Raw genomic sequence first — 13,423 nt, 5'->3', positions numbered from 1 at the left:
TATTTTTTAATTTTTAATTCTAATTTTTTAATTGAAATTATCTGTGATCAAATCGTTTTGATAAAGTGTCGCCGGCAAACTGGATAAGAAATACCAGAATCACAAGTAAAGCTAATACCGAATTCATAGTTACAGCATCATAGCCAATATAACCGTACTGATAGCCCACTTGCCCTAAACCGCCCGCTCCTACTGCTCCACCCATTGCAGAGTAACCTACAAGTGTAATTAGAGTGATAGATGCTGCATTTATCAAAGAAGGCAAAGCTTCCGGCAGTAATACTTTATATACTATTTGAAAAGGTGTTGCCCCTAAAGCTCTTGCGGCTTCAATTAATCCGGATGGCAAACCTAAAAGGCTGTTCTCTACCAATCGGGCAATAAAGGGCGCTGCCCCAATACTTAACGGAACCAATGCTGCACTAACCCCAATAGAAGTTCCGACAATCGCACGGGTAAACGGAATCATCCAGACTATTAATATTATGAAGGGTATAGAACGGAAAATATTCACCAAAATAGATAATATTCTATTTAAAACGGGTTGTTCTAATATTTGGTTTTTTCGGGTTAGGAAAAGTAAAATACCTGTTGGAAGTCCCAGCAGAAAACCAAAAAATCCCGACAAAAACGTCATGATGATCGTTTCCCAGGTTCCTTTTAATAATAATTCAATAATGGATTCAGACATAACCTATGATTTCTGTTTTAATATGTTTTGATATAAAATATTCAATTGCAGCCTTGTAGTTTTCCCGTTTACCAGATAATTCGATAAGCATAATTCCAAAATTAACCTCTCCAGCCTGATCCATTTGGGCACTAATAATTTTAAAATTAGTATCAAACAAGCGCGAAACTTCAGATATTACAGGCTCATTTACTGATTTCCCTGTCATTTCAAGTCTTAATAGCGGGTTTAAATTTTCACCATCTTCCTTTTGTAATCTTTCCAGATAAACGGCAGGAATATCCAGATGCAAAGAAGAGGCAATAAACTCCCTTGTCAGTTCGTGTTTTGGATCGGCAAAAATTTCGCCTACACTTCCCTGCTCTATTAATTTTCCGTGACTAATTACGGCTACTTCATCACAAATTGATTTTACCACTTCCATCTGGTGTGTAATCAGTAAAATCGTAATATTAAGTCGGCGATTAATATCTTTCAGTAAATTCAAAATAGATCTTGTGGTTGCAGGATCCAGCGCACTTGTTGCTTCGTCACACAATAATACTTTTGGATTATTGGCTAATGTTCTCGCAATGGCAACTCTTTGTTTTTGTCCTCCTGAAAGACTTGTCGGATAATCATTTGCTTTTTCGGTTAAGCCAACCAATTGAAGCAATTCTAAAACACGCGTTTTGATCGCTTCTTTTGAAGCTCCAGATAATTCCAGCGGAAAAGCGACATTCTCAAAAACTGTTCTGGAGGAAAGTAAATTAAAATGCTGAAAAATCATTCCGATTTGTCTTCTTTCAATAGCAAGCTGCGCGTTTGATAATTGTATAAGGGATTTTCCATCTACAATAATTTCTCCCGAAGTTGGTCTTTCCAGTAAATTAACGCATCTTATTAAGGTACTTTTTCCTGCTCCCGAAGTCCCGATTACACCAAAAATTTTCCCTGGCGGCACCTTTAGCGAGACATCCGATAGCGCCGAAACAATTCGGTCTTTCTGATGAAAAGTTTTACTAACGTTTTTTAATTCAATCATTCTTTAATTTTAGTTTAAAAACAAAAAAGCCTTTCAAATACTCATGAAAGGCTTTTCGAAAAAATAGTATTATTTTATATAGAAGCCCATACAATCATTACAGTATTACAGCACATCATTTTGTTGCTGTAATAATAATTCTTCATATTCTGGCTATTATTTCTCATTGTGGTTGCAAATTTAAAAAGTTATTTTTGATTTCACTCCATAAATCATCAAAACTTTTATTAACCTATCAAAATAGTAGATTAATTAATATTATGAGTTATTGGTTATGAGTTATTCTTTATTCTTTATTCTTTATTCTTTATTCTATCCAGCCCGTACAATTTTATTAAAGCTGTTTTTATTCTGTCATACCCTTTTAACACTACAATTATAAATTATTTTAATAACACTAAAAAATTATTAATTTGATTAATAAGCATACTCACCATAAATTTGTCTCATCAAAATCAAACAATTGATTTGAAATAATTAAAACAACTTTAAAAAATAGAAATCATGAAATTTACAAGAAGAGCAAACGCAAATTGGAAAGGTACAGGAATGGAAGGAAAAGGAACTATCAGTACACAAAGCACAACTTTGAACGAAGCACAATTATCTTTTAAAACCCGTTTTGAGCAAGGAGTTGGAACCAACCCGGAAGAATTAATCGCAGCGGCACATTCAGGCTGTTTTACCATGCAATTAAGCTTTTTATTATCTGAAGCCGGATTTGTTCCGGAAGATTTAGATACAGTCGCAAAAGTTACTTTCGAAGACGGAACAATTACTTTAATTCAATTAGAATTGACCGGAAAAGTTCCTGGAATCTCAGCAGAAGATTTTCAACTGGCAGCACAAAAAGCAAAAGAAATTTGTCCAATCTCAAAACTTCTTAATACAGAAATAACATTATCTGTAAAATTGAATTAATTAAATATCAACAACTTTAGATAAATTCCAAATTTTTTAAATTCCAAATTCCAATTACTTTAAATACAAAATCAATGCAGTCTTGTCATTTCGAGGAACGAGAAATCCTCGCGAGAAACTCGACAAAGATTGGGAACATTCTGTACAGAGCTACTTGCGATGATTTCTCGTTCCTCGAAATGACAATATTGCGAAAAATTGGAATTTATCAGTAAAAACATCAACACAAAAATCTAAAATTTAAATTTTATTATTATGAAAACAATTAATCGCTATTTCGCATTCGCCGCTTTAATCTTAAGTTTAGTATTTACAACTGTAAATGGTAACGCACAAACTAAAACTGCTGTTCCGCAAATTAAAAACGTTGTATTGGTACACGGTGCCTTTGCAGACGGTTCAGGATGGCAGGGGTTATACCAAATTTTGACTAAAAAAGGATATAATGTAACTATTGTTCAAAATCCGTTAAGCTCTTTGGCAGATGATGTTGCCGCTACAAACTTAGCGTTAGACAAACAAGACGGACCAACTATTTTAGTGGGACATTCATGGGGCGGAACTGTAATTACAGAAGCCGGAAATCATCCAAAAGTAGCAGCATTGGTTTACGTAGCGGCTTTACAGCCTGATAACGGAGAAAACTCTATTCAATGGTTACAAACTGCGCCTCCTGCTCCTGAAAACGGTGTACTGCCTCCAGACGACAAAGGAATCGCTTATTATGACAAAGCTAAATTCCATGCTGGTTTTGCCGGAGACTTAAGCAAAGAACAAGCTGATTTCATGTACGCTTCTCAAGGTGCTTTCCATGCACAAGGTTTTGGAACGCCTATCACAAAAGCAGCCTGGAGAGACAAACCTTCTTACGGAATTGTTGCAATAGAAGACAAAAGCATCAATCCTGATATTGAGCGTGCTATGTACAAACGTTCTAACACAAAAATCACAGAAATAAAAGGAAGCCATGTGGTTTTTATTTCACAACCAGAGGCTGTTTCGAAAGTTATTATTGCTGCTTCTAAAAAACAATAATTGGTTCAGCTTTGAGTTGAGTATTTAAACACATAGAAACATAGATTTTTATACTGCAAAAAGGCGTTTCACTTGTTTCAAGACACATAGCTTTGTGTTTTAAAACAAGTGAAACGCCTTTATCGACAAAGAAAAGCTATGTTTCTATGTGTTTATAAATTACATAAACTTACTTACCGCCTTCACAAAATAAGGCGAATCATTCCAACGAATTTTTCGATAAGCGAAATCCTTTTTGAGGGAATCCGGAAGGCAATTCCAGATGGCTTCGTTCATTTTCTCCAGGATTAACTTCTTTGAAAACGAATCTGAAACTACAAGGCTGATTTCTCTTACCGGAATAGGCTCTTTGAAAGGCTTAAAAAGTCCGGTTGCGGCTTCGTTCATTATCGAAAGCTGTGGAATAATAGCAAATCCTAATTGGGCACGCACTAAGTTTTTTAATGTTTCAATCGAACTGATGTCGTACGTAAATTGTTCTTTTATCTTATCTGAATTTTTTAATCCGCAGATATCCAAAAGCTGCGCGTTATAGCAAAATTCATGGTGCAACAGCAATAATTCAGTTTGATCTCCAGGCTGTAATTCATAAAAAGCTTCCTCAGCCATGGGATGCAATTCATTTAAATAGGCGACAAAAGGTTCTTTAAAAATAGGATGTTCAATTAAATTCGGATTTCCGGTAGGTGTTGCCATAATAGCGACATCAATCGTTCCGGTTTCTACATCTTTCATCAATTGACCGGTATTGGCTTCTTTTATTATGAAATGTACTTTTGGAGTTGTCTCTTTCATCGCTTTAATAAACAACGGAATCAGATAAGGCGATAAAGTCGAAATGATACCAACTTTGATCTCCCCTTCCAGCAGGTTTTTTTCATTGACCACAAAATCCCGAATTTCATCCGCTTCACGGAGAATTTTTTTCGCGCGATTAATAATCTCGGTTCCTAATATAGTTGGCGTCAACGGCACTTTATTCCGGTCAAAAATCTTTATTCCGATTTCCTCTTCCAGATTCTTTAACTGAATCGTTAGTCCGGGTTGTGTTACCATACAAACTTCGGCAGCTCTTGCAAAATGGCGTTCTTCGTCTAAGGCTACAATATATTTTAATTGCTGGATCGTCATGGATTATAATTTTATTTTATAAAGATATAAAAATATCAATTTTGATTATAAAAGTGGAGAGATTTAACCGCAAAGTGCGCAAAGGAATTTTACCTGGGTTTGCTCTGTAAAAACACAAAGTTCGCAAAGCTTTGCGAATATAACTTTGCGAACTTTGCGGTTAAGCCTCATTTTAATTCGGCATTTTAGTATCCCCCATCAAAGCATCCAATTTTTTCAATTTTGATCCCCAGAATTCATCAAAGAAAGAAATCCAGGTTTTTAGTTCATCAAAACCATCTTTTTTGAGACTGCAATAACGTTCACGCCCACTATCTTCTATCGAAATAAAACCTGCATTATGCAAAATCTTTACATGTTTAGAAACTGCAGGACGACTCATGTCGAAATGCTCGGCGAGCGAATTGATTGTTAGCCGGTCTTCGCAAAGCAGGGAAAGCATTTTCCTTCTGCTTGGGTCTCCAATGACCTGAAATACATCAAGAGCTGGTGTTGCCATTTTATGCGTTTAATAAATTGTTTATTTTTTCGAATTTCTCTAGCCAGCCATGGTTTAAACCATTGAAAAAATCAAGGTTTTCATCTTTGTCAAATCCGTTATGTTCCAGATAAACTTGTGTACCTTTTTCTGTTGGCTCCAGTTTCCAGATTACAACCGATTCAAGCGTGATCTTCTCATCCCCCGGCCCGCTCTTCCAGGAATATGACAATTTTTTATACGGCTCAATTTCCAAAACGGTACAATAAAAAATTCCATCGAAATTCAAATCCGGAATCGGGTTGATTCTAAATTGAAAATCGGTTCCCACTATTGGTTGAAAATTATTTTTCATTAACCAAAGCGCCATTAAATCGGGGTTGGTTAGGTATTGCCAAACCTTTTCAGGGGAATGGGCAAAAAAATACTGATGTTTGATGCTTCTTTCCATAATAAGTAACTTTTAAGTTACTCAAATATATAAGTAACTTTTGAGTTACGCAATTATTTTTCAAAAAACTAAAAAATTTTCTTTTACAGCAAAACTAAACAATACATTATCAGATACTTAATTACTAACATGGGAATTTTATAACACTTTTGAAAAATTCTATAAACTTTAACAAAACCAAAACCTCAAATTGTACGTAAGTATCAATAAGCGATACTCTGGAATGGCTTAAATTCAAATGGAAAAGTTTTTGGAGCATGTTGAGTTTAATGGCCTTCCGGGTTATCGTTTTGTTTAATCAAATTTATAAAGCATAAAGATTGGAAAAATTAGAGCTTCAAAGATTAAAAAAGAGTTTACAGTATTTGGAAAGCAAACAACGAGAATTAAAAAAACAGCAGGAAAATGATACTCGTAGTCTTGAATCTATCATAAAATATTTAAAAAAAGATATAGTTCATCAATTTAAATTAACAGATTATGATGCTTCTATCAAACAAGAAATTAAAAACACAGATGTTTTTATTACTCATATAAAATATATTATCGAAAATCACTTTTCAAATTCAATTTGAAAGCATAATTCATTCTGCAACAATAAAAAAGTACCTGAAAATTAGGTACTTTTTAACTATTGCTACAGTAAAGAATTATTCGTAAGTATATAATTTCAATTTCTGAATTTCGTAATCATCAACTGCGATTCTCACATGTCTTCCCTGATGGGTTTGATCGCCATTAAAATGACGGAATGTTTTCCAAACATTATTCTCAAATGTTCCCTGATCGACTTTTAAAATTCCGGCGTTACCTGTTTTATCTTTTAATGGTTTAAACGTGACTACAATTCCGGAACCGGCAATATAAAATTCATCAGGCGCAATTTCTATTATAAGAGCACTTGTCATTGGCCAGGTTTCTTCTTTGGCAGCATCAGACCAATTCAGCGTGTAATCATGTTTAAACGTAAATTCGTAATTTCCTAACTGAATGATTTGTGACTGATTTCCTTTATCCAATAACACACCATCTATTTTTCCCAATCCTTTATTGGCTTCGATGACAGGCGTTAATTGCTGGACTAAATCATATATTTTTCCCAGAGGTTCTTTTTTGGCATCATCAACCGATTCAATAGAAAAAGGTGAAAAACCAATCGCTTCATAATGACCAATGGCGTACAATCCTTTAAAAGGTGCTGTTTTATCAAATTTATGTTCCGGTATAAACAACGGATCGCCCTGACGGGTAAATAAATCGTTCCAATGTTTAAATGATGGATTATAAAAATCTGGCGCGAGAAAATCAACCGAATTTCCGGCGGCTTTCCAAACGTCCATAACATGAGGCAAAGGCCCGGCACTTGGGTATTCTCCCGGTTTTTTTTCAGGTGCATTTAATGCTGCATTTACAAACATTGGAATGGCATAACTGTCTTTTCCGGCTTTGGTAACTGCATTGGTAAATTTAGAGAAATACCAGGCCATAAAAATCTCATCTGTAGAAAGTCCTTTTCCAAAAATTGTTTCCCAGTTTCCTTTCGTTTTAAAACCATTTTTTTTCCAGACTTCTAAAAATTCAGGCACTAATTTTTCTTTATTTTTCTGCAGGTATTGCAATAATTCTGCAGGTACTTCTTTATTGAAAGCTTCATTTGCCAATGGGCTGTAATCTCTGGCAGTTGGCAGCATTCCGATCTCGTTTTCAACCTGAATCATAATAACAGTCTGCTCCTTTTGATCAAAATCTTTAATATGCGCCATCAATTTCTGAAAAGCATTTAGATCTGCTTTCAGATTATTTTCACTAAAAGGCGTTAGTATTTCATGGCTTTTGTTTATATCATCTTTTACTCTCGGATATTTCTTCTGATTTAATTTTACCCAGGCCGGCGCATGACTCGACATACTATTTTTCCATGATCCGAACCAAAGGAATACCAGTTTTAAATCTTCTTTTCGGGCACGCAGAATTAAATCATCCACTAAAGAAAAATCAAATTTGTCTTCCTCCTTTTCAATCAATTCCCAATAAACTGGCGTTAATACCGTATTGAGATTCATATGCTTCAGTTTAAGCCAAATAGGCTCCATGCTTCCCATAGTCGTAGCTGAAGAATTTCCTAATTCTCCGCCCAAAACAAGGAACGGTTTTTCGCTAACCATCAATTGGGTCTTATTTCCTTTTTTTTGAAGATGCGGTATTTTATCCTGGCTAAAGCCGAATTGCGTTGCCGTCAACACCAGTAAAAAGAAACTCGTTTTCAGAAAATCAAACATATTCTTCATTTTAATATTAAAGATAAAAAATTCAACATAATAAATAATCCATATTATAAAACCGGAACTGGCTTTATAATATGGATTAAGGCAAAAAGGGGGCTTATTTTTTTACTAGTTCACCAGAAAAATCTTTACTCACATCTTTTCCTGCAAGACCATCAGCGGTTCCTTTATAAGCGTGTTTACGAACATAATTGGCATCCCAAAGATTTGGAGATTCGTCAGGCAACCAGAACTCGTGTTCTTTTACACTGTCAGAAACTCCCCAAATCGTAATACCATATTGTTGTGCTGCCGGAATATGTTTTTTGTACATATCGATTACATACTGATACATTTCTGCCTGAGAAGCTTGTTGTGCAACAGTTGGGGCATTTGTACCTAATCTGATATCCAGCTCCGAAATTTTAATCAGTTTTCCGGTAGCTGCTAATTTTTGGAACATCTGAACCATTTTTTCTTTATCGGTCGTCAATGAAATGTGCATTTGAGTTCCGATACCATCAACAGTACCACCTTTGCTTTCAATATATTTCACATATTCAATTAAACCATCACATTTGTCTAATCGTGACTCCAGATTATAATCATTTATAAAAAGTTTGTCTGTTGTATTTCCGTACTGACGGGCCAGTTTAAAGGCAGTAACAGCATAATCTTTTCCAAGATATTTTGCCCATGAAAAGTGATCTGTCGCCGTTTCACCTTCTGTGCCGTTTCTTAATGTTCCGTCTTCTTTCATTGGCTCATTAACAACATCCCATGCAAAAACGCTTGTTTTATAATGCGTCATCATTTTAGAAATCCAATCCTGCATTGCATTACCAATGATTGTTGTTTTTTCAGCTGCTGTTTTATCTATTGTAATTGGCTCAGTTGGTCCACCGGTTGTTGCTCCCGAAGTCACGACAACATTATCAATATAATACGTTCCTGCTGCTCCGCCTAAATCGAAATTTAATCCTGTTTCCGTTCCATTTCCTTTAAACTTCCATTCTACTAATTTCCATGTTGTAGAAGTAGCCTGATCTCCCTGATAATGAGCTGTTGTACCTGTTGTCGAACAACGTACAGATCCGGCAGCTTCTGAACGAATCATATATGAAATTGTATAATCTTTATCTAAAGTCATTATACTTGTAAAATCAGCATGAATTTGTGTTTTCCATTGGTTTGCAGCATCACTTGTGGCATTCACCACTTTCATCGCACCGCTACCTTCATAAGCATTTGCTGCACCAGCAAAACTTAAAGCATTATCAGCTCCATTAAATTTTGACCATCCGTTGATATCCGTATTTAAGGTACCATTAGCAACTAAATTAACAACTGTTGGTGCTGCATCAAGATCTACCACAGCGATTGTATTAACATCAATCAGGTAAGTTACATTTGGCAGATATCCTAAATCAATATTAAATTGAAAATTAGTACTTCCTGCCTTAAAATCACCTGGAGCCAGTTTAATTTTAACCTGTTGCCATTGTGATGAAGTTGCAAAAGCTTCAACCCATGATCCTCCGGTATTATACCAGTCTTTGTGTGGATATTGATTCGTTAATGTTGATCCAAAAGAAATACGTCCTTTACCCGTTACATCAGATTTGATATAAAATGAAATTTCATAATTATGCCCCGCAACTATTGATGTGTTTGGAGAGGTCAATTGCAAGTTATAAGCTGCTGAAGATGTAGCGCTAGATGCCAATTGAATCGCTTGCGAAGTACTTGTTAATCCTGCATTTGCAACAATACTAATACCTTTACCAGGATTATTTCTAGCCCAATTCGTAAATGTTCCTGCTTTTAAACCGGCAACATCAAGAATGTTGGTACCGCTTGAACCCGGAATCACCGTTGGAGCAATAATACCATTTAAGTAACTCGCATTTTGGTTCGAATGCCAAACCAAGGTATGTCCGAAAACTTTTAAACCTGCTGCTTTTGTAGCCGTAATAAAGTCATCAATAGTTTTAAAATTGATTTCTCCTTTTGCGTTTACCATTGCACCATGTTTCATGGCGTAGCCCGGAGTTACCTCATCAAAATTTTCATTGACTAACTTTCGGTATGCCGGATCGCTCATGTACAAATCGGCACCAATTCCGTTTCCTAAAACAAAATTGGTGTAGGTTTTTAATGGTTCGTAACGGCTGATTTTTTCAACCAGTTCTAAAGGCAATTCTGCTCCGGTCACAACTCCGTGTTCCGGATCTTTTTCCCATTCCATCAAATTATCATCACATGAGGACAAAATCAGTAATGAGGAAGCAATTATTGGGATTATATATTTGTATTTCATTTTTTATATTTTTTAAATTATATGATTTATCTCCTTTATTAATCTTTTTACAGATTTATATTAATTCGGGAAATCATTATAAGTTGGTGTGTTTAATGAAACGATTCTCCAGTTGTCTGTATACACTTTTACAGAAGTCGCTTTTGAAGGAAACTCTACAGTACTATCAGTTCCTGTAACGTCTTTCAGTTTAACATCGGAGTTTTCGAAGTAAATACCAAAATTCTGATAAGTCGCAGCTTCGCGGTAGGCCAGAACAGTTTCAAAAGTAAAAGCTTCCTTAGACCATGCATAGAATTTATTTAATGGAATAGTAACTGTTGTCCATCCGGTAGTTTGAAAAGCAACCGATTTTCCATCAACAATCCACGGCACAAAATTATAAACTGCACCTGCCCATTCTCCTCCATTAAAATTATTGATCATACAGATTTTTAAGAACCCGGAATCTTTCCAGGCATCTGGTACATAAATATCAAACTGAAATGCTACTTTATCCAATGGCGTATTTGCCGGAATGTAAGGTGTTAATTGCGCTCTCCAGTTGTCAACACCATTTCCTGCTGTCCAGGTTTCTGTCAAACGGTTTTTGGCAGCATCAAAAGAAGCAATACGGGCCGGACGATGCGGAACATACTTTCCTTGTGAAACTGTACCAGTTCCGATTACTGTTGATTCTAAATCCGTTGGCTGAATCATACTTGTCGAAGTTCCCCAATAACCGTGAGATCCGCTTCCGTCAAAATTCAATAATAAACCTTTTTTAAAGTTAAAGTAAGCCGGAGAATAAGCTCCTCCGTTTGAACCCTCTACAAATAGCGAGCCTCCAATATCTGAAACGCCGTTTGGCATGGTAACGGTAAAAAACTCCCCATCAGGATCTGATGTAATTCCGCTTGTTACGGTAACATTTCCAGGGAAAACCACTTTGTTTATTTCAGTTAAACCAGAACCAACAACCATAATTTTTTCACCAGGATTAGGCATCGTGTTTGAAATACCGTTGATAGTTGGCCTTGAAGCACGAATCTGGAATGGAAATACGGTTTCAGTATTATCATTTACAAAACGAATTGTATTTCTGTCAGCCGGATCTGCTTCTATAGTTGGTGTATCAGCAGATACAGAAAGGATTATAGAATTATCAGATACAAAAACGACATTAAAATAAGTTGAATAACCGTTGATGTACACTTTTTTAAGTCCGGTAAATCCGGAACCTTCAATTCTTATCGTTTGTCCCAGTCGTACAAAACTCACTTCTCTATCCGGAACAGCTGAATTTACATCTTCCAGAAACACTTTGCTGACAACTATTGATTTACTTGTCGAATCACTATTATCGCAAGAGGTAAACAGCAATGCACAGCACATCATGCCAAAAAATGCAATGGATGCCCAATATTTTTTATTTAATATATATTGCTTCATATCGATCAATCTTTTTAAATTATTATTTCTCATACTATTAGAACAAGTCTTTTATTTTCTCCTCTTTAAACTCATAAGGAACAGGATTTTCTCTCAATAAAGGATTTTGAACCAGTTCAGATTCCGGATAAGGCATAACAAAAATAGTGGCATCAATTACTCCTATTGAACGGGTACTATTGCTTTTTGTAGCATCGATTGTTACTTTATTTGTAGCATTGTCGTAAAGAATTGGCACTATAGTACCTCTATTCTGACCTGTAATATAATTTATTACTTCTTGCTGTTTGTAATAGGATCTTCTAACCAGATCATACCAATACTGACCTTCCATACACAACTCTACTCTTCTTTCGTGAATGATATCAGGGTAAGTTAATACTGCCTTCGGATCCAGTCCTGCACGGGTACGAAGCGCGTTTACTAAGGCAACAGCCTGAGCGTCTGAAGTTGTAGCACTGTTTCCTAAAGCTGCTTCTGCATAGTTTAAGTAAACTTCTCCTAAACGCAACATGTAAGTATTTAAACCTGAGTTCATACGAGACGTTTTTGCATTGTCTTTTGTAGAACCAACAACTCCTTTTTTAACGGTAAGGAAATCATTGGTATGATCAACAGTATATCCTCCATTTGTTTTATTGATTTCAGGATAAACATCATTATCTGCCATCCAGGTTGCTTTACGGCGCGTATCTTTAGTTTCGTATTCCTGTAAAACATTATAAGAAGCTCTTGTCCAGTAACCCCAACCAGTATCATCTCCTGTAATATCAGAACCTAAGGCAAAATAAGCCTGTTGTGTATTCGTTACACCATAATCTCCGTTTGGTACCCATTGTAAAGCAAACATAGATTCTGTATTGTTGTTGTTGTCTATCTTAAATAAATCGTCATAATTAGCCAACAATTTGTAAGGTCCGGAAGTCAGTACTTTCTCGGCTGCTTTTTTAGCTAAGTCAAGATATTCCTGTTTTCTTGTACTGCTGTTCGGATTATCACTTATTCCTGAAAATGACAGGTACACACGAGATAACATTCCGTAAGCACTGTATTTTGTCAGTCTTCCTGCCTGACCTGCCGTTTCAGGAAGATATTTTGCAGCATATTCTAAATCGCGAATTGCAAATTCATAAACATCTTTCAACGGGTTTTTATTCACAATCGGGTTTTTAACCAACTCTCTCGGGTCAGTTGTAATAATTACATCTCCCCAAAGCGAAGCCAAATACCAATACGCTGTACCTCTCATAAAACGGGCTTCGGCTATATATTTATTTTTAACAGTAGCACTAACCTCACTTTCAGAAATACCAATAATTACGTTATTAGATTGTTGCACCACATTGTACAAAGATCCCCAGGCCGAAACCAAAGGTCCTGTTAATCCGGTTTCAGACAAGTCAGTAAACGGATAAATATAATCTGAATACGGTGCGTATAAGTTATTGGCACGTCCGTCTCCTAAACCGTAATAGAATTTATCATTAAAATCGAACCAGACTTTATTGTATAATGGTCCGGTTGCGGCCTGAAAATCGGCCTCGGTTTTATAAAAGTTCTCTTTAGTAATCTGATCATTTGGTTCAACCTCTAAAAGATCACTACAACTAGTCCAAACAAATGGCAATGCGATCATAAGAACCGTGTAAAATATATTTTTTGTTTTCATAGTTTGCA

12 protein-coding genes are annotated in these 13,423 nt (G+C 35.8%); 3 read left to right on the top strand and 9 right to left on the bottom strand.

Annotation, left to right across the window (positions count from 1 at the left end):
• Positions 1-37: 37 nt before the first annotated feature.
• Both AC6CH4_RS06095 and metN read right to left on the bottom strand, forming a co-directional pair.
• Complete coding sequence (locus tag AC6CH4_RS06095; RefSeq protein WP_498101125.1) at positions 38-691, bottom strand: methionine ABC transporter permease MetI; 654 nt, start codon at positions 689-691, stop codon at positions 38-40.
• Positions 684-1,715 carry a methionine ABC transporter ATP-binding protein MetN gene (gene metN, locus AC6CH4_RS06090; RefSeq protein ID WP_498101124.1) on the bottom strand — a complete coding sequence of 344 codons (1,032 nt, stop codon included), beginning with the start codon at positions 1,713-1,715 and terminating at the stop codon, positions 684-686. Before metN ends, AC6CH4_RS06095 begins: the two co-directional genes overlap by 8 nt.
• A gap of 504 nt (positions 1,716-2,219) precedes the next feature.
• Here metN and AC6CH4_RS06085 point away from each other — a divergent pair.
• Entirely contained in the window at positions 2,220-2,636 is a 417-nt protein-coding gene (locus tag AC6CH4_RS06085) for an OsmC family protein (protein WP_026985352.1), read from the top strand.
• Between the two features lie 255 nt (positions 2,637-2,891).
• Positions 2,892-3,671: an alpha/beta hydrolase gene (locus tag AC6CH4_RS06080; protein ID WP_498101123.1), complete on the top strand. Its 780-nt coding sequence runs from the start codon at positions 2,892-2,894 to the stop codon at positions 3,669-3,671.
• Between the two features lie 159 nt (positions 3,672-3,830).
• On the opposite strand, the gene AC6CH4_RS06075 is transcribed toward AC6CH4_RS06080, so the two are convergent.
• The 3 genes from AC6CH4_RS06075 to AC6CH4_RS06065 all read right to left on the bottom strand — a co-directional run bounded on the left by AC6CH4_RS06075 (position 3,831) and on the right by AC6CH4_RS06065 (position 5,731).
• Entirely contained in the window at positions 3,831-4,802 is a 972-nt protein-coding gene (locus AC6CH4_RS06075) for a hydrogen peroxide-inducible genes activator (protein ID WP_498101121.1), read from the bottom strand.
• Positions 4,803-4,974: 172 nt separating this feature from the next.
• Complete coding sequence (locus AC6CH4_RS06070; RefSeq protein ID WP_498101119.1) at positions 4,975-5,301, bottom strand: ArsR/SmtB family transcription factor; 327 nt, start codon at positions 5,299-5,301, stop codon at positions 4,975-4,977.
• A 1-nt stretch (position 5,302) separates the two neighbouring features.
• Complete coding sequence (locus tag AC6CH4_RS06065; RefSeq protein WP_498101117.1) at positions 5,303-5,731, bottom strand: SRPBCC family protein; 429 nt, start codon at positions 5,729-5,731, stop codon at positions 5,303-5,305.
• A gap of 320 nt (positions 5,732-6,051) precedes the next feature.
• Between AC6CH4_RS06065 and AC6CH4_RS06060 the strand changes: the two genes are divergently transcribed.
• The gene (locus tag AC6CH4_RS06060; protein WP_498101115.1) at positions 6,052-6,306 is read left to right on the top strand and encodes a hypothetical protein; all 255 of its coding nucleotides are present in this window, start codon (positions 6,052-6,054) and stop codon (positions 6,304-6,306) included.
• 75 nt (positions 6,307-6,381) lie between these two features.
• Here AC6CH4_RS06060 and AC6CH4_RS06055 read toward each other — a convergent pair whose 3' ends face one another.
• From AC6CH4_RS06055 to AC6CH4_RS06040, 4 genes are all read right to left on the bottom strand, one after another.
• Positions 6,382-8,010 carry a GH35 family beta-galactosidase gene (locus tag AC6CH4_RS06055; RefSeq protein ID WP_498101113.1) on the bottom strand — a complete coding sequence of 543 codons (1,629 nt, stop codon included), beginning with the start codon at positions 8,008-8,010 and terminating at the stop codon, positions 6,382-6,384.
• Positions 8,011-8,113: 103 nt separating this feature from the next.
• Positions 8,114-10,315: an endo-1,4-beta-xylanase gene (locus AC6CH4_RS06050; RefSeq protein WP_498101111.1), complete on the bottom strand. Its 2,202-nt coding sequence runs from the start codon at positions 10,313-10,315 to the stop codon at positions 8,114-8,116.
• Between the two features lie 60 nt (positions 10,316-10,375).
• Complete coding sequence (locus AC6CH4_RS06045) at positions 10,376-11,746, bottom strand: glycan-binding surface protein (RefSeq protein ID WP_498101109.1); 1,371 nt, start codon at positions 11,744-11,746, stop codon at positions 10,376-10,378.
• A 37-nt stretch (positions 11,747-11,783) separates the two neighbouring features.
• Positions 11,784-13,415, bottom strand: a complete 1,632-nt coding sequence (locus tag AC6CH4_RS06040) for a RagB/SusD family nutrient uptake outer membrane protein (RefSeq protein ID WP_498101107.1) — start codon at positions 13,413-13,415, stop codon at positions 11,784-11,786.
• Positions 13,416-13,423 lie beyond the last annotated feature (8 nt).

This window comes from Flavobacterium sp. GQ95, from assembly GCF_059758655.1.
The sequence above is the reverse complement of the archived record's forward strand: the minus strand, read 5'-3'. Positions and strand labels throughout refer to the sequence as shown.

Coding starts and splice junctions, on each gene's coding strand:
- AC6CH4_RS06095 (WP_498101125.1), bottom strand. CDS start 691: ATGTCTGAATCCATTATTGAATTATTATTAAAAGGAACCTGGGAAACG.
- metN (WP_498101124.1), bottom strand. CDS start 1,715: ATGATTGAATTAAAAAACGTTAGTAAAACTTTTCATCAGAAAGACCGA.
- AC6CH4_RS06085 (WP_026985352.1), top strand. CDS start 2,220: ATGAAATTTACAAGAAGAGCAAACGCAAATTGGAAAGGTACAGGAATG.
- AC6CH4_RS06080 (WP_498101123.1), top strand. CDS start 2,892: ATGAAAACAATTAATCGCTATTTCGCATTCGCCGCTTTAATCTTAAGT.
- AC6CH4_RS06075 (WP_498101121.1), bottom strand. CDS start 4,802: ATGACGATCCAGCAATTAAAATATATTGTAGCCTTAGACGAAGAACGC.
- AC6CH4_RS06070 (WP_498101119.1), bottom strand. CDS start 5,301: ATGGCAACACCAGCTCTTGATGTATTTCAGGTCATTGGAGACCCAAGC.
- AC6CH4_RS06065 (WP_498101117.1), bottom strand. CDS start 5,731: ATGGAAAGAAGCATCAAACATCAGTATTTTTTTGCCCATTCCCCTGAA.
- AC6CH4_RS06055 (WP_498101113.1), bottom strand. CDS start 8,010: ATGTTTGATTTTCTGAAAACGAGTTTCTTTTTACTGGTGTTGACGGCA.
- AC6CH4_RS06050 (WP_498101111.1), bottom strand. CDS start 10,315: ATGAAATACAAATATATAATCCCAATAATTGCTTCCTCATTACTGATT.
- AC6CH4_RS06045 (WP_498101109.1), bottom strand. CDS start 11,746: ATGAAGCAATATATATTAAATAAAAAATATTGGGCATCCATTGCATTT.
- AC6CH4_RS06040 (WP_498101107.1), bottom strand. CDS start 13,415: ATGAAAACAAAAAATATATTTTACACGGTTCTTATGATCGCATTGCCA.